The 22,674-nt window shown below is 38.2% G+C and carries 17 protein-coding genes; 9 read left to right on the forward strand and 8 right to left on the reverse strand.

Features of this window, described 5'->3' with window-relative positions:
* The first annotated feature begins 370 nt into the window (after positions 1-370).
* The 4 genes from QNJ50_RS03670 to QNJ50_RS03685 all read left to right on the forward strand — a co-directional run bounded on the left by QNJ50_RS03670 (position 371) and on the right by QNJ50_RS03685 (position 5,608).
* Positions 371-1,126: a transferase gene (locus QNJ50_RS03670; RefSeq protein WP_300632118.1), complete on the forward strand. Its 756-nt coding sequence runs from the start codon at positions 371-373 to the stop codon at positions 1,124-1,126.
* A 64-nt stretch (positions 1,127-1,190) separates the two neighbouring features.
* A complete protein-coding gene (locus tag QNJ50_RS03675; RefSeq protein WP_300632121.1) occupies positions 1,191-1,955 on the forward strand; it encodes a BMC domain-containing protein in 765 nt (254 codons plus the stop codon).
* A gap of 532 nt (positions 1,956-2,487) precedes the next feature.
* Positions 2,488-3,405 carry a LysR family transcriptional regulator gene (locus QNJ50_RS03680; protein WP_027843913.1) on the forward strand — a complete coding sequence of 306 codons (918 nt, stop codon included), beginning with the start codon at positions 2,488-2,490 and terminating at the stop codon, positions 3,403-3,405.
* A gap of 553 nt (positions 3,406-3,958) precedes the next feature.
* Positions 3,959-5,608, forward strand: a complete 1,650-nt coding sequence (locus QNJ50_RS03685; protein ID WP_300632124.1) for a mucoidy inhibitor MuiA family protein — start codon at positions 3,959-3,961, stop codon at positions 5,606-5,608.
* Between the two features lie 77 nt (positions 5,609-5,685).
* On the opposite strand, the gene QNJ50_RS03690 is transcribed toward QNJ50_RS03685, so the two are convergent.
* From QNJ50_RS03690 to QNJ50_RS03710, 5 genes are all read right to left on the reverse strand, one after another.
* Positions 5,686-5,967 carry a hypothetical protein gene (locus QNJ50_RS03690; RefSeq protein WP_300632127.1) on the reverse strand — a complete coding sequence of 94 codons (282 nt, stop codon included), beginning with the start codon at positions 5,965-5,967 and terminating at the stop codon, positions 5,686-5,688.
* Positions 5,968-6,007: 40 nt separating this feature from the next.
* Positions 6,008-6,946, reverse strand: a complete 939-nt coding sequence (locus QNJ50_RS03695) for a DUF262 domain-containing protein (protein ID WP_300632130.1) — start codon at positions 6,944-6,946, stop codon at positions 6,008-6,010.
* 179 nt (positions 6,947-7,125) lie between these two features.
* Entirely contained in the window at positions 7,126-8,058 is a 933-nt protein-coding gene (locus tag QNJ50_RS03700; protein WP_300632133.1) for a methylenetetrahydrofolate reductase, read from the reverse strand.
* An 86-nt stretch (positions 8,059-8,144) separates the two neighbouring features.
* Entirely contained in the window at positions 8,145-9,155 is a 1,011-nt protein-coding gene (gene trpS, locus QNJ50_RS03705; protein ID WP_300632136.1) for a tryptophan--tRNA ligase, read from the reverse strand.
* A gap of 156 nt (positions 9,156-9,311) precedes the next feature.
* Positions 9,312-9,584, reverse strand: coding sequence for a hypothetical protein (locus QNJ50_RS03710; RefSeq protein WP_300632138.1), 273 nt, complete (start codon positions 9,582-9,584; stop codon positions 9,312-9,314).
* Here QNJ50_RS03710 and QNJ50_RS03715 point away from each other — a divergent pair, their 5' ends adjacent.
* A complete protein-coding gene (locus tag QNJ50_RS03715; RefSeq protein ID WP_300632139.1) occupies positions 9,585-9,746 on the forward strand; it encodes a hypothetical protein in 162 nt (53 codons plus the stop codon).
* 168 nt (positions 9,747-9,914) lie between these two features.
* On the opposite strand, the gene ppc is transcribed toward QNJ50_RS03715, so the two are convergent.
* Both ppc and QNJ50_RS03725 read right to left on the reverse strand, forming a co-directional pair.
* On the reverse strand, positions 9,915-12,986 hold the full coding sequence (gene ppc / locus QNJ50_RS03720) for a phosphoenolpyruvate carboxylase (RefSeq protein WP_300632141.1): 3,072 nt from the start codon (positions 12,984-12,986) through the stop codon (positions 9,915-9,917).
* 234 nt (positions 12,987-13,220) lie between these two features.
* Complete coding sequence (locus tag QNJ50_RS03725) at positions 13,221-13,448, reverse strand: hypothetical protein (RefSeq protein ID WP_300632143.1); 228 nt, start codon at positions 13,446-13,448, stop codon at positions 13,221-13,223.
* A 218-nt stretch (positions 13,449-13,666) separates the two neighbouring features.
* Here QNJ50_RS03725 and QNJ50_RS03730 point away from each other — a divergent pair, with 218 nt between their 5' ends.
* From QNJ50_RS03730 to QNJ50_RS03745, 4 genes are all read left to right on the forward strand, one after another.
* Positions 13,667-16,582, forward strand: a complete 2,916-nt coding sequence (locus QNJ50_RS03730) for a DUF1574 domain-containing protein (protein ID WP_300632146.1) — start codon at positions 13,667-13,669, stop codon at positions 16,580-16,582.
* A gap of 24 nt (positions 16,583-16,606) precedes the next feature.
* A complete protein-coding gene (locus QNJ50_RS03735; protein WP_300632148.1) occupies positions 16,607-16,846 on the forward strand; it encodes a hypothetical protein in 240 nt (79 codons plus the stop codon).
* A gap of 15 nt (positions 16,847-16,861) precedes the next feature.
* Entirely contained in the window at positions 16,862-18,364 is a 1,503-nt protein-coding gene (locus tag QNJ50_RS03740) for an MBOAT family protein (protein ID WP_300632150.1), read from the forward strand.
* Between the two features lie 804 nt (positions 18,365-19,168).
* Positions 19,169-19,468 (forward strand): hypothetical protein, encoded by a 300-nt coding sequence (locus QNJ50_RS03745; RefSeq protein ID WP_300632152.1) that lies wholly within the window; start codon positions 19,169-19,171, stop codon positions 19,466-19,468.
* Positions 19,469-19,659: 191 nt separating this feature from the next.
* On the opposite strand, the gene priA is transcribed toward QNJ50_RS03745, so the two are convergent.
* Positions 19,660-22,395: a primosomal protein N' gene (gene priA / locus QNJ50_RS03750; RefSeq protein ID WP_300632154.1), complete on the reverse strand. Its 2,736-nt coding sequence runs from the start codon at positions 22,393-22,395 to the stop codon at positions 19,660-19,662.
* Between the last annotated feature and the right edge of the window lie 279 nt (positions 22,396-22,674).

Below are 22,674 nucleotides of genomic sequence, written 5' to 3' on the forward strand. Positions count from 1 at the left end.
TACTTAGCTGAATACTTGGAACTCAAAAATTTAACAGTAAAAGCTCACAAAAGTCAAAGAGAATATTTTTCCAAGAATAATTATTTATCAGGAAGAATTATTTACTAAGAATAAGTCTTTTCCGAGAAGAACTCTTTTTCAGTCATAATAATCTCTGAAGAATAACTTTTCTGATGATTCTCTAATTTGACTTACAAGTAAGTATTTTCTACTCTCTGATTCCTCAAATTTCTCATAAGGGTAAGTTTTTAGTTTTAACAATTTAGTTAAGTTAAATAAATTGCTGAAATAAATAAAACCTACGCCTGCGAGTTTTATCCCTCAAACATCTGCTTGTATAATTTTTGGCTCTAATAAGGTTAATATTCTTATGTCTGTGCCGCCACTGCGTTTAGGCAATCAATTTGACATACATATCAGTGGCGAAGTTAGTATTCACCAAACTGCAGTTATTGCCCCAGGAGTAATACTTCAAGCAGCTCCAAATAGCAAAATAATTATTGCAGCAGGAGTTTGTATTGGTATGGGGTCCATTCTTCAAGCTGCCCGGGGAATGATTGTAATTGGAGCGGGAGCTAATCTAGGTGCTGGGTTTCTGATGGTTGGTGCAGGTACAATTGGAGAAAATGCTTGTGTCGGAGCAGCTTCAACAGTTTTTAATTCTTCTGTTGCACCCGGAGAAATAGTTGCACCTGGTTCAATTCTAGGAGTACCAAATCCCATCAAGGAAGTACCTTCTCTCGAGGTGAATAGCAATACACAACAGTTAAACTCAACTACAAATCCTGAATCTGTAAGTTCTCCCTCAGGGAATGTAGGATCAATGAATGGAAGAGTTAATACGAAAAATCCTAGCGAAAATTTATCCTCCCAATCCCCAGAAACATCTCAGGAAAAAGAGTTGAAAACTCCATCTCCTGAAGAAAATCAGCTAGGAAATAACGAGCCCGATAAAACTGAGAAATCTTCTTCTGGTTCCCAACCCAATGCACCAGCCACTGAATCACCAGGTAATTTCGGCGCTCATATTTATGGACAAACTAATATTAACCGCTTATTAATCACTTTATTCCCTCACAGACAACCGTTAAACCAACCTGAATCTGATGATTCACCAGAAGAATAAATATGAATTGTGTTAATTGTAAATTGGTAGTTGTATTTGCGATTAACAGTCCCGGAGAAATTTCATGGAGACACACAACAAGTCGTCTCACAGGCAAACCTTATTTATGGATAGTGCCTTGGGATTAGTCTCTACCCGTAGCTTTCCTGCCATTGTGGGGACTGCGGATATGATGCTTAAATCAGCTGGTGTTCACCTAGTTGGATATGAAAAAATTGGTGGCGGACATTGTACAGCCATTATTCGTGGTGGTGTAGCTGATGTTCGTCTGGCTATAGAGTCAGGAGAAGATACCGCCAAGCAATTCGGTCAGTATGTTTCTAGCTTGGTAATCCCTCGACCTTATCCAAACTTAGACGTTGTTTTACCAATAACAGGTCGCCTCAGTCAAATTATTCAAGAAAATAGTTATTCTCGCTTAAGTAATTTAGCAGTTGGTTTAGTAGAAACAAAAGGTTTTCCTGCAGTAGTAGGAGCCGCCGATGCAATGCTTAAAGCCGCTGATGTCCAATTAGCCGCATATGAAAAAATTGGAGCGGGTCTTTGTACAGCAATTATCCGTGGTTCCGTAGCAAATGTTGCTGTTGCAGTAGAAGCTGGAATGTATGAAGCCGAAAGAATTGGTGAATTGAATGCAATTATGGTCATTCCTAGACCTCTGGATGAGTTAGAAAAGACTTTACCCGTTGCTAATTGTTGGATTGAAGAACGTCAACCATTGAACCTACCAATAAATATCAAAGAACCTATTACTGAGGCAGAATTAGTTGAATTGCCAGATTTGAGTCAAGTACCAGAAACAGTTAAAGAAACAATTATAGAAGAATAACTAGAGAATTTGGGAGTCAGGATTCACGAATTATAAAGACGTAGCGCTCTACGTCTGTGTGAGAGTCATAATGCTAAGTCGGTTTTGACTTTTTCTGTGCTTACGCCCTACAATATCTAGGATATGTAGCGTCGGCAAAGCAAGAAAGCTGCGCTACCTACGGATATGCTAATGACTTGCGCTCAGCGCCATACATGAAACCAATCCATTAAAAAAGAAAAAAACTAAAAAAGAAAAAAACGTTGTAGGCAACCTAGTGGGAGAAGGTTAATACAACGTTTTCATTAATATCCCCCGAAACACACCATGTTAATTGATGTGTAACTTTGGCTGGAAGGCATCTTACGCTTTGCTTGCTAATTTGATAATAGCTCTTTAAAACCATAAAGGGAATACCGTTATAATGATAAGTAGCATAGATAAATATCTATGATCCAACCCCTAGATTCTCATCTCCTCGCAGATGCAGCATATGTAGGGGTGTAGTGATACTAGAACAATAAATTCAATTACTTTTGCAGGAGAGTTTAACTTGAACCAAGTAACACTACATCAATTAAGAGTGTTCGAAGCCGCGGCACGACATGCAAGTTTTACTCGTGCAGCAGAAGAACTTTTTCTTACTCAACCTACTGTTTCTATGCAAATCAAGCAATTGACCAAAGCAGTAGGATTACCATTGTTTGAACAGGTTGGTAAGCGTTTGTTTTTGACAGAAGCAGGGAGAGAATTATTTTCTACTTGTTTGTCAGTATTTGATACTTTGGCTCAGTTCGATATGAAAGTAGCCGATCTCAAGGGTTTAAAACAGGGACAATTACGTCTATCAGCGATTACCACCGCCAAATATTTTGTTCCCCGTTTGTTGGGTCCATTTTGCCAACTATATCCGGGAATTGATATTTCACTTCAAGTTACAAATCATGAAGGTATTCTCGAACGGATGGGTAATAACCAAGATGATTTGTATATCATGACAAGAGTCCCTGAGAATATTGATGTTAGCTATCAACCATTTTTAGAAAATCCTTTAGTGGTTTTAGCACCTAAAAATCATCCCCTCGCAAAAGAGAAAAATATTCCCATTCAACGCCTGAGTGAGGAAGCATTTATTATGCGAGAACCAGGTTCAGGAACGCGCAAAGCGGTACAAAGTCTACTGAAAGAACATGACGTAAAAGTCAAAGTTAAGTTAGAACTAGGTAGTAACGAAGCAATTAAGCAAGCAATTGCTGGCGGTTTAGGAATTTCAGTTTTATCCCGTCACACATTGATTCCATATAAAGGTGATATAGCCATTTTAGATGTGGAATATTTCCCCATCCAGGGTCATTGGTACGTTGTTCATCCATCAGGTAAACAACTATCTATAGTTGCTAAGACTTATTGTGAATATCTCTTAGATGCAGTTAAGCAAATTAGAGATGAAAGTGTAACTATTCCTGCTTAATTTTTTTGAAACGCAGTAAAAAGATTCTCGAAAATATCAACTTGATTTTGTGAAATTACCAGAGGAAACAATGTTCCCCCCTGAAAGCACCATATGCTATTCCAATAAAAAGTTCAGGAGTAATTAGCAGATGATTCGGTTTTTGGAATTCAGCAGATAGTTCTAGTTAGACAAATATCTACTTACTGTCTTCTGAATTCTGAATTCTGAATTCTATATTTTAAATTCTATAGTCTGAACTTTATATTCTGATTTTTGAATTCTATATTTTAAATTATAAGTCTTAATATTCTAAAGTTTAAGTTATAAAATCTTGATTTGCCAACCTAAACTCTAATATTTTAATTAAACACATATCATCAATTTTTAAATCGAAATACTAAAAAACATTAATTATTAATACTAAAAATAAAACTAAGAAAGATTAAATATTCATACTTTTTCCTGAGAATTAATTATTAAAAATTCACGATTGATGAATGATTGACTTTAGAAGTTCTCAATACTAAAAATAAAAAAAAGAAAATAATTAAAAATTAAGAGGAAAATGGTGGTGATAGAATCAGACTTAGAAATTGATAAACAAACTCTAGAAAGCCGGATTATTGCAGTCACCGTCTATAAAGAACAAGCTTTAGTAACCCGCACAGCAAAGGTAGAGCTAACTGGAGAAGAAAGTGTTTTAATAATCAATCAATTGCCAGTAACTCTTAAACCTGAATCAGTACGTGTGAAAGGAAGTGGTAAAATACCAGTACGTCTACTCACGGTAAATACTGAAAAAAAATATTCAACAGAATCGATTATTGAACGACAAACACAGATAGAAAGACAAATCAAACATTTAGAAGCTCAGAAACGTAATTTACAAGCACAAGTAGATGCTTTAAGTTTGCAATCTAAATTTATTGAGGGTTTACAGGAGAAAGCTGAAGAACAATTTTCTGTGAGTCTGGCACGGAAAAATATGAGTTTGAGTGAAACTTTGGATTTAGTCAATTTTTTGGGAAGTCAATATAGTGAATATGCTATTGCAACAGGGGAATACAAGAGTCAGCAAAAAGAAATAGATAAACAAATTGAAGTCCTAAAACTACAGTTGCAATCTCTACAAACACCAAATTCAACTAGCAGTTTCAGTTTGTTGATTGCAATAGAAGCAACAGGAAGTGGTGAATTCGAGCTAGAAATTTCTTATGTCGTTACAGGCGCAACTTGGACTCCCGTCTATGATTTAAGAGTTGATAGTGTGAGCCACAGTGTTTACTTGAGTTATTTAGCTGAAATTTCTCAAAATAGTGGTGAAGACTGGAATGATGTTGCTTTAACACTTTCTACTGCTAAACCGGGTTTGGGTACCCTACCTCCACAATTAAAACCTTGGTACATTGATAAACCTGCTGTACCGGTTGCTGTTCAACAGAAACGAAGATCCCTTTCACGTTCCTACTCAATGAATCCTGATGATTATGAGGGATCTTCAGAAGAAATTGCTTTTTCATTAGAAATGGCTGAAGAAGAAACAAATAATGAAAGTGAAACTGTAATTGGAGCAGAAAGTCTTAATGGTAAGGTATCTAAACAAGGAAGTGTTGTCACCTTCAAGTTAAAAAATAAAAGTAATATTCTTAGTGATGGTACGCCTCACAAAACAACAATTTTCCATGATGATTACCCTTGCTGTTTTGATTATGTAACAATGCCCCGTTTAGTTAGCTTTGCTTATTTACAAGCTAATGTGAAAAATAGTCTGAATGGTGCGACCTTATTACCTGGAAAAGCAAATATATTTCGTGACGATGTATTTGTCGGAACTACCGAAATCGCAAATACTGTTGCTGGTGAAGAGTTTAAATTAAATTTGGGTATTGATGAAGGGTTAAAAATTGAACGCGAATTAGTAGAACGTCAAGTTGATAAAAAATTGATTGGTAATAATCGTAAAATAACTTATACCTACAAGTTAGTAATTACTAATTTATTACAAAACGAAGCTAATTTAAAGTTATTTGAACAACTACCGGTTAGTCGCAACGAGCAAATCAAAGTTCGTCTCAGTCGTACTAGTCCCCAGATTCACCCAAGTGAAATGGGAATTTTGAGTTGGGATTTAATAATTCCATTTGAAGGTAAGCAAGATGTATTTTATCAATTTACTGTGGAGCATCCACCGCACCTGACGGTTGTTGGTTTAGATATTTAGTTAGATATTCTTTTGCCTCAGTTCAGCTTGTTTTATCAGCAAACTTGAAGACTGTTTAAATTAATTTAAAAATTGATTTATTGAATTTTAAGACCAATGTAACCAATAATTATTTTTCCTGGTCCTAATTCCGTGCAAAAATGAAGCCTCCATGCTCCTGGTGTCACGCGTGCATGTAAACTAAATACACGTTTTTTGCCATCAGAACATTCAAAAGTAAGTTTATCCTTGAATTGGTTAAGTCTTGACTCACTTTCAGGAGAGACTTTCCTGAAAGCATCGAAGTCAAAAGCACCATCTTTCCAGCTTTTACAATATTCTTCAAGCTCAAATAAACATTTTAATACTTGTCTGAGCATTGGTGTGCCGTTATCAAGGCACTGAATTTGTTTACTTACATTATCGCAAAATTCCAAGCAATGCTTTATTTAGTGGAAATTTTCTTTTATTGCTTTTAGACTGTTTACGAAATGCATTATCACCAAAAATATCGAATGCTGCAATCATTGCTTTTTTAAAATCATTTTCAATATTCTTGAGTTCTGTTTCAGATAATTGATTTGCTTTGACTAAACCTTGATTCAGAAATGTATCCCGATCACCATCTTGATATTCTTTGTAAGAAGTTAACTTAAAAGCTAAGAAACCAAGTACAAATTCTCGGTCATCCATTCGTTTTTTACGAGATTCACCAAGCTCAACAAGACGTGCAAATTCTCCACATTTAGCAAGTCTTTCCAGGAATTTAGTCGCTTGACCGGGGTTTAAGGCATGACGTAATTCTTGATTAGAAAGAGGTATACCCCCTGTATTAATACGTTTAAAAATATTATATTTAACTTCAAGAGGGGTACCTTTTGCTATCAGATAAACTGTAACCTGAGTTTCTTCTATACGTCGCTGATATCTACGCTCTAATTCATCATAGGTTTTTCCTTCTAACTCAATTAGGTATTCTAGTCCAGTCAATTTAAGAGTTCGATCGCTAACAAATTGCTTCAGAGTAGATAATCTTTGCAAACCATCTACAACTAACCATTCTTCTTCGTTTGTGCCATCTATATAAAAAGCTGGCAATGGGATTCTAATCAGAATAGATTCAATTAAACGACTTTTAGCTTCTATATTCCAGATACCTGCTTGCCGTTGAAAATCAGGTGCTAAATTGAGAGCTTCCTCATCAATTCGCCTTAATAATAGATCGATAGTTGGTTCTTTCGTGACAATATTTATTTTTTCTGGATCGTAGTTAAAAGTCTTTTTTTCATATTCTTCTTCCTCTTCTTCACCTAAATATTCTTCATTCAAATATTCAAGATTATTTTTTAACTCTGTCACCACATAAACTCCTTGGTATTAACGTTCATAAAATTTTTGCATATACATTCGCATTGAGAGATAGCATACTTCGATAGTACAGTTTCCCAAAGATTTAGAGACGCGAATTTGCGTTACTCCAATGAGAGTTAGCACAAACGCGTCTCTAAATAAAGTTTTATACTGTATTTACCTGGATTTTACGCCGCTACAATCTCATTGCTAACAGGCTTAACCCCAGCCATATCTAAAATTGGCGAAATCAAATCCTCTCGCTTCACCGCCATCATATGTACTCCTTGACATAATTGACGTGCAATAACTACTTGTTCTGCGGCAATTTTCATTCCTTCTTCTAAAGGTTCTTTAGCTCGTTCTAAGCGATCAATAATATGTTCGGGAATATTTACACCAGGAACGGCGCGATTAATAAATCGGGCATTTTTTGCTGATTTAAGGAGAAAAATTCCAGCCAAAATCGGTTTGTTTGAACCTGCAGCTATTTGGGTCATAAATTTATCCAGTCGTTCGAAGTCGGTAATTAGTTGACTTTGGAAAAATTGTGCGCCGGACTTTAATTTACGCTCAAATCGATTTTGCAAACCAGACCAACTGCGACATTGCGGATCCACTGCTGCACCCGCAAATAAATCTGTAGCACCATCAGGTAAAGGTTTTTCGTTGTAATCTATACCTTGGTTTAGTTTACAGATGGTTTGTAGCAGACGGGTAGACTCTACATCAAATACAGCCTTTGCATCGGGATGATCGCCCACCTTTACTGGATCTCCCGTTAAAGCCAAAATGTTACAAATCCCTAAAGCATGAGCGCCCATTAAATCGGCTTGTAAACCAATTCGATTGCGATCGCGACACGCAACTTGACAAATTGGTTCAATGCCATGTTGTAGTAAGATAACGGATGCAGTTAACGAAGACATCCGCATTACAGCACGACTACCATCGGTAATGTTGACAGCATGAACTCTCCCCTTAAGAGTCGCCGCCATATTTATCATGTGTTGTGGGTTACCTCCTTTTGGTGGAGCGACCTCCGCAGTCACCAGAAATTCTCCTGCTTCAGCTGCTTTACGGAAGCAAGTCAGAGGTATTTGGTTATGGGTATTAGGCATAATATAAAAAAAGACTGACATTTCCAGTCTAAAAAATTATGCGGGACAAAAGTTACAAAGGTTTGGAAATTACAAAGGTTTGGAAATTATAAAGGTTTAGAAAAACCTAAAGCAGCCTTAACTTGTGTGAGTGTCTCTTGGGCGACTACCTCTGCTTTTTCTCGTCCTTCTCGTAATACAGATTCCAAATAACCTTTGTCATCCATTACCGCCTGATATTTATCTTGGATTGGTTTAAGGGCGTTAATTGTGGTTTCTGTTAACAAAGGTTTAAATTTACCCCAGCCCATATCCTGACACTCTGCTGTGACTTCTTGTTTTGTTTTGCCAGCAAGCAGCATATATAATGTCAGCAAATTGTTACATTCAGGACGTTCTGGATTATCAAATTCCAAACCCCGTACTGGATCGGTTTTACATTTTTTGATTTTCTTTGTGATTTCATCTGGCGAGTCCAGTAAGTTAATTCGACTTAAATCCGACGGGTCGGACTTAGACATTTTCTTGGTTCCGTCTGTTAAGCTCATTACCCTTGCCCCTTCTTGACGAATTAAGGGTTCTGGTAATTTTAAGATTGGTTTCTCTGGCGTACCAAATTGGTGATTAATTCTGTTGACTATATCTCGCGTTAATTCTAAATGTTGTTTTTGGTCTTCGCCCACAGGTACTTTATCTGCTTGATACAGTAAAATATCTGCTGCCATCAGTACGGGATAATCTAACAAGCCCACGCTGACATTTTCCCCTTGCTTAACCGCTTTTTCCTTAAACTGAATCATATCTTCGAGCCAGTTCAGAGGAGTAATACAGTTAAATAACCAAGTCAGTTCGCTGTGGGCAGAAATATGAGATTGAATAAAAATAGTAGAATGATTTAAATCCAGTCCGCAAGCAAGATATAACGCCGCTAGGGTGTAACTGTTACTTGCTAAAGTTTTTGGATCTTGCGGTACGGTAATAGCGTGTAAATCTACGACACAAAAATAGTTATCATACTGGTCTTGAATTTCTACCCAGTTACGAATTGCTCCTAAATAGTTACCTAGGTGTAAATTACCAGTTGGTTGGACGCCCGAAAGAACTCTTTGCCTGTTCATAAATTTTAGTTTTTGGTCATATTAAATTTACGCCATATGATGGCGTGTTTCAAAATCATTACTTCTCTTGTAATTAACTTTTCTAACTCCCAAATCCTGACTTATGACTCCTGTAGAGACGTAGCATGCTACGTCTCTACGACTTCTTACTTTTTTTCAACGACGCAACTGACGCGTACCCAAACCAGCAAAAAAAGCACCCAAAATAGTTCCAGTCCAGACCCCAGATGTACTTCCTTGCCAACCTTTATACATTGACTCTGGTGAAGTTTGGAGATTACACATCATTTTGCCAATTTCCCAAGTTTGATTTCGACACCTTTGGGATGGAAGAGAAGAAGCTATTTGCCAACCAATAAAGCTACCAAACAAACCGCAGGTAACGGCACAAAAGCTACAAATCATCATTCTTTTACGGGAGTTTTGCATATGGATTGGGGATTGGCGGTTTGGGATTGGGGATTGGGGATTGGCGTTGAGTGCGTACTGATGTCAGCGTATTGTGGTTATTACATGACTCGACAGCGCCATATGAGAACAGGTAATCGTGAAAGCATGGGAAGAAGAAAACGGTATTTTCTATTGCCATGAACTATGCAAATTTGGTGTGACAAGCTAATGTTAACCCAATCGCCATATGCCGCAAGGCGGCACGCAGTGCTATCCCTAGTCCCTAATCCCTAATTCCTATATGCCGCAAGGCGGCACGCAGTGCTATCGCCGTTAGGCGCGGGCTCACCCCAGTCGCCAACCCCCCGATCAACCAGTATTTCTCATACCAGCAGCGATACCATTAATGGTTAATAATGCTCCGCGCAGTAGTTCGCCCTTACTGTAACGGGAATCAATTACACCGGAAGTGTAACTACTGTTTCGTGACTGACGCAGACGTTTGAGTAAAGATACTTGAATAAAGCCCAGGGGGACAATGGTACCGTTACGTAATTGTACTGAACGTTGTAATACTGGATCGCCGTCAAGTAATGTTTCATGTCCGGTAATTTGTAACACTAGATCCCTTGTGAGATGAAATTCTCTGAGGATTTGTTCAAATACCTTATCAAATCGAGCTTTGTTTTCTGGCTTGGATAATTCTTCTACGTAATGACGCGCCATTTGAATGTCAACTTTCGCCAAGGTCATTTCTGCTTTAGAAATTACCATCTTGAAGAAAGGCCATTTTATGTAAAAATACCTGAGTAATTCCATGTTTTCTTCAGGTTCTTCATCCAAGAATGCTTTTAATGCTGTGCCGATACCGTACCATGCAGGTAGCAAGAACCTGGTTTGCGTCCAGCTAAAGACCCAAGGAATTGCTCGCAAACTACTCAAACCTTTCTTACCGGAAGGACGACGGGCGGGACGAGAACTAATTTGTAATTGACTAATTTCCTCAATTGGAGTTACTTCGTGGAAAAAGTCAATAAAATCTGGTTGTTCATAAATCAAAGAACGATAGTGAGACCGCGATCGCGCTGCTAGTTCTTCCATTATTTGGTTCCACGGCTCAATGTCATCAAAACCGGTACGCAATAAACTGGCTTGAACGACCGCAGTGGTTATGGTTTCTAGGTTATACAGCGCTAAATCTTGCAAGGAGTATTTGGATGCTAGAACTTCTCCTTGCTCGGTAATTTTAATTCGCCCGTTAATACTGTGACCCGGTTGTGCCAAAATCGCTTCGTAGGCTGGACCGCCACCTCGTCCCACAGAACCGCCTCTTCCGTGGAAAATTCGCAGATCGATACCGTATTCCTCGGCGATGGATTGCAATGATTTTTGGGCTTTATGGATCTCCCAATTACTACTGAGAAAACCAGAGTCTTTATTACTGTCGGAATACCCCAACATTACTTCTTGTAAATTCGGGGTTAATCCATAGGATATTGGCGTATGGTCTTGCTTATTCTCTGTTTGTAACTTCTTGAAAGCCACATAACCACCTGCAAGTAAGGCACGGTAAAGTGGTAGTTCGAATAATTCCCGCATTACTGTGCGGGAGCGTTGTAAATCTTCCACCGTTTCAAATAACGGTACTACCTGAATACTACCAATTGCCGTTCCGGGGTCATAAAGTCCGGCTTCTTTTGCCAATAATAATACTTCTAAAACATCGCTAACTTCGCGACACATGCTGATAATGTAGGTTTGGCAAATATTTTCACCAAATTCCTGTTGCAGCGATCGCACCAAACGCATAGTTTGAATGATGTCGTTGGTTTTCTCTGAAAATGGTAGTTCTCCAGGAATTAAGGGACGACGAGTTCTCAGTTCTTCCACCAACCAATTTACTCTTTCGGTTTCCGAAAGTTCGTTATATGGTTTTTCCAAACATCCTAAATATTCACAAACTTCGTTGATGGTATCGGAGTGACGAGTTGATTCTTGACGAACATCCAATTTGGTCAAATTAAAACCGAAAATTTCAGCTTGACAAATTAGATTGTCTAACTCCTGACAACTTAAACCTGTTTCGGCTAAATTCCGTTGAATTAAACGTAATTCTGCCAAAAATTCCGCTCCCGAATTGTAAACTGGAGTTTGGTCGTCTTTGAGTGTTTCTCTTTGTCTGACAGCAACATTACGAGTGCGAGTATTTTCTAAGCGCTTGAGAACATAGGCTAACTTGAGGCGATAAGGTTCTTGGCGATATTTTAGCGCTAGTTCTTCGTAGACTTCACTCAGTTGAGATTGCTCTAATTCCAGAGATTCCAGCAAATCGGGAAGCACATCACTCCAATGTAGTGATACACTTAACAACTCAATCAGGTTTCTTACAGAATCGATGTACTTGGATAAAACCATCTCGCGTTGGTAGCAAGCAGTTTGCCAAGTAATTTCTGGAGTTACAGATGGGTTTCCATCTCGGTCGGAACCTACCCAAGAACCAAAGGTACAAAAATTCTTTCTTGGTGGTTTTAACCAGGGAAAGGTACCTCTCAAAGCATACTGTAATCTTTGGTATAACCCAGGAATGCTCTCAAATAAAACTTCTTGGAAGTAATGCAGTGCGTACTCAACTTCATCTAACACCGATGGTTTAAATTGACGTAACTCGTCCGTACGCCACCACAAACGAATTTCTTCCAATAGCTTATCTCGTAATTCTGATACTTCCCAGGGATATACCCCAGCTGCTCGACCCGCATAACGTTTTTCCACAAGATCTAATTGCTGTAACAATTGGACAACTCGCCGTTGTTTGTTACGAATTGTCGGGCGAACGATTTCTGTGGGATGAGCAGTAAATACCAGGCGCACATCTAATTGATTGATTAACCTTTGAATGTGACCGGGGGGAACATTAAGTTGGAATAGTTGGGGAAATAATGAAGCAAAAGTTCCAGTTTGCCTTTTATTTGGCTTTGCAGACCAACTTTTAGCTAATAAGTCCGAACCCACTCCGCTATTAACGGGAGAATTATCATTGCGATTGGTAGAAGGAGATATTATATTTGGCAGAGTTTCTGCGATCGCTGTCTCTGGCTCTGACTCATAACGAGTTAGTTGCTGTCTTTGTTCGTAGTCCTGTTCTATGATGTTAATCAACTGAAAATACAGAGCGAAAGCACGCGCAGCCCTAATTGCTTCGTTGATCCCCAGTTGTTCAATCAGTTTAGAGACCTTACTTGCTTGACCATCGATTGCTTGTCCCTCAGGGGAACACAAATCTCGGAGTTGTTTCAAAAGATCTACCATCTTTTGTCCGCATTCTTCTCGTAATACGGACTCCCATAATTCTTCAACTATTTGGAGTTGATGGCGTAAAAATAAATCAGATGCTGGGTCAATGTATACATCCCGCTCAGAAGAGTGTAAAAGATAACTCATTCCTCTGTTGTAGTAAAGGCAATTGCTGTGTAAAGTTCCTGAACTCGCAAGTCAAGGTTATGCAGAAGACCGCAAAAACCTTCATCACACTAAGTATTTTCGCTAAGTATGTTTTGGCGAAATAGATTTTTCATAAGTGTGTTTCTGCGAAGTGTATTTTTGCGAAGTTATGATTTGCAAAGTATGTAGATTTTGCAAATAATAGTTTGTGAAATTTATTTGCTTCCTCACAATTCATTTTCCTGTTTGCTCGGGAAAGTCCAAAATTGGCAGGCGTTCGCCCCTAAATAATTCTTCACTCGCTTCTCCCATAGCTTCCATTGTTTGAATAGCAGCTTCTTGTGCCACGAGAGCGGCGAGCATTGAAGCTGTGCCAATTTGTAAAATAAGAGACTGGGGGATGGTAAATATACCAAAGTCCAATCCAACATTTGCAGAGGGGTCGATGGGAACAGAAGGCATAATGACGGTACCTAGCTAGACATTTTTTGGGTTAATTAAAATCCGAATTTCATAAATTCGCTCTGCTTGCGGGTGAATAAAACTTTCTTTATTGATTATGCAAGCGATCGAGATAACAAAAGTGTTAAAAAACTTGAGAGTGTGATAAATCTATGGTTCTAGTTTACAAGTCCCGCGCACAATCCCCCAATATTAACCTTCTGTAAAGTTAACCACCCATGAACACAGTATCACTAGATAGACAAAAAGCATTGGCGCAGTGGGTTAGCCAAGCAACAGGTATTAACTCTGTCGGGGTGAAAATCCGCTTGCGGGGAAATGACCTTCATATTCTTTGTGAAGCGCCTATTTGTCCTCCGCGGTGGAAAACCTTATCAGATCTACTCCGAGCTTTACAGCAAACCGATTTGGAAGCACTTAAGAGTAACGATCAGCCAGCAGTTTATCAAGTTTTTGTCTATGGTCGTCACAAGGAAGAACAACGACCGCAATGGTGTCATCGAGTATTTTTAAATCAGCTCGATAAACACATTGAAGAAGTGGAACAGGCGCTTCTAAACAACAAAAAAAATTCACCGTCTTCGAGCGGAGCCATTATTATTTCCAATGAGAGTTTGGCACGTAAAGGAGACCCTGCGGCAATTGCTCGTTATTTAAGCGAAACCTTAAGTACTTTAGGAGTTGCTGTTAAAGTCAAGGTAAAAAAACAAAGAACTGCTGCACGAGAAGCGGCAAACAAGCAGCGTTTGTGGATATTTTGTCAATCGCATTATACCCCCGATCCATCATTAATTGCCGAGCCGGTAGCTGAAAAACTGCGTAATTTAAATTTATCCGACTACCAAGATGCTGTAATTGCTTCTGGGGTTCTGGGGGAAAATACCCATGATTGGTTATTACGCATTGACTTAACTCCCCGAGAGGTAATGCTTAAGGAATGGGCGCGTTGGGGAGATTTAGCAGCAATTTCACGTTTGGGAAAAATTTGGTTAAATAATAAGGTTTCAATTCAAGCTTCTGTTAAAGAGTCAACCTTACATATTTTTTGTACTCCTAGGGATCCATCTTCAAGCAAAATTCCTGATAAAGATTTTTGTTTAGAAGCAATTGTTCCCCAATTAGAAATTCTTGCACCCCAAGGAATTTCAGCAGCTACAATCTACGGACAAAAAACTGTTCAGTCCGAACCAACTTGGATCGATTGGATATCTCTTCCTGCTGCAGATCATCCAGCTTTAAATGTTCCTGTTTTAAAATTAGCAAAATCTGGTGATGAATCAGCATTATTATTTTTGCTCGAACGTTTGCTAAACCCTGACCTAGACAATCGTCTAGCTACAGGAGGTATTCGGGTCATGCTGTTGCGTAAAGAAGATTTATTGCACGTAATGTGTGATGCACCGATTTGTCCCACCCGCAAAAAAATTGCCCACACAATAATTGAATTTATTCGTAAGTTACAGATTCAAGGTGTAATGGGAGCCCGGGTATACGGTCGTCGTGCTGGTAATAAAAAACCGTTTTGGCAATTTGGGATTGATTTTCAACCCCGTCAGACTACGGTACCAGAAGCACCTCCGGAATTTGCAGCGACTTCTAATTTTGTCCAAGATTTATTACCACCTCCAGATACCGAACCAATTCTACGTCCCGATCTAACCATCGAAGAAGTTCAAACTTTTATTGGTACGCAAACCCAAAAATGGGGAACAACACTCCGAAAATTCCTATTATCAACTCAACTTTTTATTGAAAAAGATTCTGCTCCTCAAACAAGTACAGATACTCAAAAAGTACTATTAGCAGGGATTTGGGGTGCTATTGGTATTTTACTCAGCCTGCAGTTGGATTGGGCACTAGGGAAAATGATTGCGGATTACAGTCAAGCCCAACAATTGGAAATTTCTGCAAATAGGTATGAAGTAGCTGAAGAAAACGCCGTTGCATCCAATCCAACGGAAGGTAAAACAAATTCAGGTAATGGTGATGCTTTTAATCCCAATGGATTTACTCAAGCCAGAAAAAAAGTAGTTCGAGAGCAAAAAAAAGCAACTTCAACAGCAATTCTTTTAGCTGCACGATCGCAAACACCAACGTTTAATTCTCGCCAATTGGATGAGCAGTTAGCACTTTACAAGCAGCATTTAGCTAAAAGTGGTCCCCCAGATGTTTTAATTGTTGGTTCTTCCCGTGCTCTCAGAGGAGTAGACCCGGTCGCCTTATCTAAAGCTTTAGCATCTGAAGGCTATGAAGATCTGGAAGTATTTAATTTTGGAATTAATGGAGCTACAGTCCAGATAGTAGAATTACTTGTAGTCCATGTGCTTAAAGCATCAGAACTACCAAAAATTATTATTTGGGCTGATGGGGTACGTGCGTTTAATAGTGGTAGACCAGACCAAACCTTTGAGACAATCACAGCATCTGAGGGTTATCAACAGGTTATTCAGACTAGTAAAGAGAATAGTAAAAATTCCAAAATTGCAGAACAAAAGTTAGGTGGAAACAATCTAAATGACAATCAAAATATATATCAGGCATTTAATAAACGCTTAAACAGAAGCATTGCAGCATTATCTGCAACCTATCCCCAAAAGGAACAGTTCAAAGAATTATTAAATCAACAACTCAAAAAAATACCAGTCATTAGTAATTTTTCAAAAAAGTCAGGAAATTCTCCAGAGCAAGATATTACAATCCCAGCAGTTGATTTTGATGGCTTTTTGGCTTTATCAGTTCGTTTCAAGCCAGAAACTTACTACCAAAATCACCCCAAAGTTACTGGCAGCCATGACAGAGACTATAGTAATTTTCAGCTAATAGGAGAACAAGATATCGCTTTGCAAAGAATGTTGAAATATACTGCTTTACGTAAGGTGTCTGTGGTATTTATTAATATGCCCTTAACTAGTGATTACTTAGATCCCATACGTAGTAAATATGAAGAGTATTTTCAAACATATATTTTAAATATATCAAAAGCAAATAATAATTTTATTTTTCGAGATTTAACAGAACTTTGGCCAGAGAAAAACGATTACTTCTCCGACCCTTCCCACCTCAACCGCTATGGTGCTTATAAAGTTTCCAAAAAGCTTGCTGTAGACCCAATGATTCCCTGGTCAATAAAATAACTTGTAATACCAAAGAATATACTTGTGTGGGAGTCAGAAGTCAGGAGTCAGGAATCAGGAATCAGGAATCAGGAATCAGGAATCAGGAGTCAGGAATCAGGAGTCAGGAATCAGGAGTCAGGAGTCAGGAGTCAGGAGCAATTACCAATTACCAATTACCCATTACCAATTACCCATTACCCATTACCCATTACCCATTACCCATTACCCATTACCCATTACCCATTACCCATTCCCAATGAAAACAAAATCTCAAAATCTTAATTTAATAATCAAAACATGAACTTTATTTCAGGTATATACGGTCTGTTCTTGTTGAGCATCCTGGGTATTTACTGGTCTGTAACACAACAGAAATGGCAGATATGGAGTTTATTAGTTGCAAGTTTGGTGTTTTATGCATCTTTGCAACCACATTATATTCCACTACTTCTTACACTAATTTTTATTAATTTCCGCCTTGGAAAAGCAATTGGCTATAACACTTCTCCTGGAGAACATTCCTCAGATTGGCGTATATCTAACGAGCAATGGCAAATTGCCCATTCTGATTGGAATCGTCGTCGTGTTAGATTACTTTGGTTTGGAATCGGAATTAATGTTTTATTGCTTTATGCTTCTAAATATTTACCGGCAATCCTGAATTTTCTTCAATCAAATAATTTTATCGAAACAAATGTTTCTAGTTTTAAATCCATTGCACCCCTAGGATTCTCATTTTTCATTTTTGAATGTATTGCCTATTTAGTTGATGTTTATCGCGGAGCCCCCGCAACAGAAGAGTTAATTAATTTTGCATCTTATAAACTCTTTTTTGCTAAATTAATTTCCGGACCAATTACTCCTTATCACAATTTTATTTCTCAGTTTAAAAGTCTAGAATCTCCTACTCCAGAAACTGTTGCTGAAGGTTTATGGTTGATTGCTAGAGGAATTGTTAAAAAAGGTATATTTGCAGATAACTTAGCTATTTATGTCGATTTGTGCTTTGGGAATATTCCTAGGGCTGGAAGTATAGATTTATGGTTGGCGATGCTTGCCTATGGTTTGCAACTATATTTAGATTTTAGTGGCTACGTAGACATGGCTCGTGGTAGCGCTTTATTATTTGGCTTAAATTTGCCCAAAAACTTTGATGCTCCTTATTTGAGTACCAGCATCGCTGACTTTTGGCGACGTTGGCATATGACTCTTGGTAACTGGTTGCGTAATTACCTATACTTCCCATTGGGTGGTTCCCGTCAGGGTTTAATACGTACCTGTATTAACCTGATGATTGTTATGGTTATCGCTGGGATTTGGCATGGAGCTGCATTAGGTTTTGTTGTCTGGGGTACTTATCACGGTCTAGCTTTAGTAGTTCATCGTTTAACTGACAGTGTCAGCAATCGCATATCTTTGCTAAGGGTATTTTGGCTGCATCCTATAGGTATCTTCTTGGCTTGGTTATTAACCCAGTTGATGGTGTTCACCGCTTGGATTTGGTTCCGTTTACCCAATATACAAGATTCCTTACTCGTATTTCAGCGGCTTTGGGGTCATCCTGCTGATGTTCAATTTTTACAGAAAGTCTACCTGGAAGCTTTGAGCATGACCCAATATCAATTTATTTCCTTGCTAGCAATGTTAGCTACCGTGATGGTTTTAGTTTATATTTTAAACCGATATTTAACACTGCAAATCAACTGGCCTTTAAAGTTATTATTCGTACCTTTATGTCTGTGGAGTGCTTGGATTTTAGTACCTCCAGATGCCCGACCCTATATTTATTTTGATTTTTGATTTTTGTTTTTAATTTTTATTTATGATTTGTGATTTTCGCGTCTTGAGTCGTAGCTCTAACTGAAGTCAGAAGTCTTTAATTTTGACTAGATTTAGTCATTTTTTTTATTAATTCGTCAAATAAAATCATTTTCAGTGATTTTATCGATATTTAAGTATTAATACGGTGGATAGTTACTCGGATAGAGCATAAATTTTTATTGGTAACAAAGGTAATTGCTTGCAAAAAAATAGGTGCTTTTTGGGGTAATTACAATTAGCGTTCGTGCTTAAATTTGCGTAGGTAACGGATAAAGTTCGTTGCTATCTAGGGTGCATCTTCTGAAAGGGAATTAAGTGAAGCGGTAAAGAGTCAACAGATATTTTTGTTGGCTCGATTTTTTCTTAATTATCAAGTGCTATTCTTGTAATTTAAACTATCAACAATAATTATACTTAAGATAATATATATTGAAGCTTTTGATACATATTATCGGATATGTAATTTGATAGCGATAAAATCTTAATCCAATTTCCTGAATGCAAGCTACAGATGGTATGCCAGGAATAAAATCATATCTTGTGATTGAGTTTCATCTTGGTAGCCTCACTAAATGAAATTGGTATAAGTTATCAATTGATGTGTGTAATCTTTCCCATAATTCTTACTTATTTATGAGGAAAGCAGACTATTAGGTTTGTATATACTATGGTTGATGGAGTGAATATAATTTCTATTTAAGTATTTGAAAATTTTTAAATGTATCTGTAAACCGCCAAAAAAGCTTGATAGGCTACAAACAAACCCACAGTGAGGAGAAATTAATGGACGCACCAACACAAACAGAAGGTTATTCCAAGCCCAGTAGACCTAGTAGACCCAGTAGACCTACTAAAAGAGAGCCCAGGAAGCCAAAATTTCAACCCATGAAATTTGTGGACTGTAACACCGATAAACCGCGCATTTTCACCCAATGCTACAAATGTGACGTACCCCTTTTAATTCAAACTCACCACGATGGTAGCGAACCAGTAGAACATAGGGTACAATGCCCCAGTTGTAACCACACAGCATTTATTGCTATGACTCCGAAAGTTGACCAAGTAATTGTATTACAAGGTTGAGATATAGCTTGCTGTACTTCCCTTACGTAAGGGAACTTCCAAAAAAATAATTTATGACATTATTGGTTTACTGTAGGGGTGCACCGACGTGCACCCTAACGAATAATGATTTGTGTATTTTTTAATTGGAAATCCCCTACGCCAAAAACATCCATAAGGGTGTAGCATGCTATGTCTCCAATGTTAGCAGGCTACATCATGTTTAAAGGATCGACATCAATTGTTAAACTTACTGTCTGGGGACACAGTTGACGAATTTCTTTCCAGTTGGGTAACTGAGGTAAAGCATCAGGAGCAAATTTAATTAAAATCTGCCAGCGAAAACGATTTGCAACCCGTAAAACACTTGCTGGTGCTGGACCTAATACATCAAATCCACTTCCAGATTTTAATACTGTAGCGATCGCTTGGGCGGTTTTTTGTACTTGAATCTCTTCAGGACTACTCAAGCGCAATAAAATCAAGCGTCCGTAGGGTGGATAGTTAAGTGCTTGGCGTTGCTCTAGTTCGGTATTGGTAAAAGATTGATAATCGTGGTTTTGTACGGCTTCAATTACCTGATGATCTGGATTATAGGTTTGAATAATTACTTGACCCGGATCTTCACCCCTACCTGCACGTCCTGCAACTTGAGTTAAGGTTTGAAATGACCGTTCGCTAGCCCGATAATCGGATAAGTGTAGCAGACCATCGGCAGCAACAACACCCACTAAGGTAACTTGCGGTAAATCTAAGCCTTTAGTTAACATTTGCGTTCCGATCAGTAATTCTGCTTCGCCGTTAGCAAACTTACTCAAAAGTTGGCGATGTGCGCCTTTTCTTCTGGTAGTGTCGCTATCAAAACGAATAAACCGCAGTTCAGGAAATTGTCTGGATAATTCCTGTGCAACTCTTTGGGTTCCACTACCAAAAAATTTTAAGTAAGGAGAACCGCATTCGGGACAATTGGGAGGATGAGCGCAGCCATAATTACAGTAATGACAGCGTAATAGTTTTTGTGCGCCCGGTTCAGTATGGTGATAAGACAAGGACACATCGCAGTTAGGACAATCTAAGACATATCCACAACTACGACAAGAAACAAATGTACTGTGTCCCCGACGATGAATGAATAAAATTCCCTGTTGGCGTTTTTCTTGTAAATTTAGTAACGCAGCTTTTAGGGGTTTACTAAAAATAGATCTGTTTCCCTGTTGGAGTTCCAAGCGCATATCCACTATTTTGATTGGCGGTAGGGGACGGGAATGAACGCGTTCGGGCAAACTTAGGTAATGAGTCTTATTAGTTCCCTGCTCCCAATCTCTTTGCTTCTCATCCCCAATTGCACTAATCAAACTTTCCAAGGAAGGAGTTGCAGAACCTAAAACTAAAAGACAACCTTCCAATTCTGCACGCCATTGAGCAACAACGCGAGCATGGTAAGTCGGAGCGGGACTATCTTGTTTAAATGACGAATCATGTTCTTCATCTAAAATTATTAAACCTAAGTTAGGTAAAGGTGCAAATACTGCACTCCGAGTTCCAATTACTACACAAGGCTCACCAGTTAACATCTGTCGCCAAGTGTCATAACGCTCACCTTCAGATAAGGCGCTGTGATAAACAAAAACTTTATTTCCAAAACGAGCGCGAAAACGATCAGTTAGTTGGGGAGTGAGTCCAATTTCTGGAACTAAAACCAAAGCCGATTTACCTTCTACTAACAAAGGTGCGATCGCCTGTAAATAGACTTCTGTTTTTCCCGAACCCGTTACACCATGTAAAAGTACTTTTGCATAACCATCCAACTCTTGAATGACTTCTAATGCTGTTGATTGAGCGGGAGTTAGAGATTTTACCTGTTCTCCTGTTAAAGTTTCTCCTGTTTGAGGAGAACGTTCTGTTCTTAGTCTTTCTCGTTCCTCAATGAGAATACAGCCCTTTTGGACTAATTTCTTCAGGGTAGAAGTACTGGTGTGACAAGCCTGCAATAGCTCAGTTTGCCATAATTCACCCCCACGTCGGCGCAAAACAGCCAAAATTTCTTGCTGACGGGAAGTCAATTCATTTTCTGATAGGTCATTAATCAGTATTACCGCTTTTTGTAACTTTGGGCGAGCTAGTCTTGGTGCTTCCAAATAACTTTCGACTAAACCACGTCCGATTAATTCCTTTACTCCACGAGATGCTCCCCTTATTTGACGTTGTAAATACACAAAACTGTAATCTCCTACGGCTTGTGTTTGCAAAAGTTGCAAAATTTTCCGTGCTGGTAGGGATAACAATGGAAGAATATCAGATAATAACAACTCTTGTTCGTTCGAGTTAGAACTATCTAAATGAGAATTTTCCGTTTTCTGTTCCTGGCTAACTTGCTTTGGATTGATTTTTTTTAAATTAAATCGTTCTTGGTTTATTGTTTCTTGGTTTATTATTTCTGGATTTATTATTTCTGGATTTATTGTTTCTGGATTTATTGTTTCTGGATTAACTTGTTCTAGGTTAACTTTTTTTTGTCTTCTAATTAACCTTATTCTTCGTTGCGATCGCCCCAACAAACCAGGGGGTAAAGAAACACGAATTACCTGAATTAAAGGAGTATAGTAGTATGCTGCGACTCGATTTAAAAGTTGCCAATAATATTTTGGGAAAAAACCAACGCTGACAATATCTTCAATATCCCGAATTTTTTCTTTTGGGAAATCTACATTCGGCATAAAAAGCAAGCGAACGGCGATACCTCCAACTATTTGTGTTCCAAATGGAACGCTAAGAATATCTCCTGCTTTTACCTGCAAATGTGACGGTAACCTATAAGTAAATATTCCTGTTGCCCCAGGACAATCAACCAATACTTCAACCCATTCATTCTTCCCTGGATTTATTTTGTAATCTTCACTGTTTTGGGCAACCACCTTTGAGGGCAAAGTAGTATCTTGAATATACATAGTTTCTGAATTATATAAATAGATATTTTTCTGATATTTATTTGTCAAAATCAATATTTTTCATTAAACTGTAGCTGTTTACTTTATCTATCAACTTTTGTATTTACCAATACTTTCATGAGACATAATACTTGATAAATTTCATTTTATGTAATCCATAGAACAAATAGGAAATCAAGATAAATTGGTATAGTTTTGAAAGAGTTACTAGATAACAAAAATATTAGACAATAATTCGCTAATTTATATCGCTTATACTCCTGTTGATAGATATTCACC

This window comes from Mastigocoleus sp. MO_188.B34 (genome assembly GCF_030065675.1).
Classification (GTDB): domain Bacteria; phylum Cyanobacteriota; class Cyanobacteriia; order Cyanobacteriales; family Nostocaceae; genus Mastigocoleus.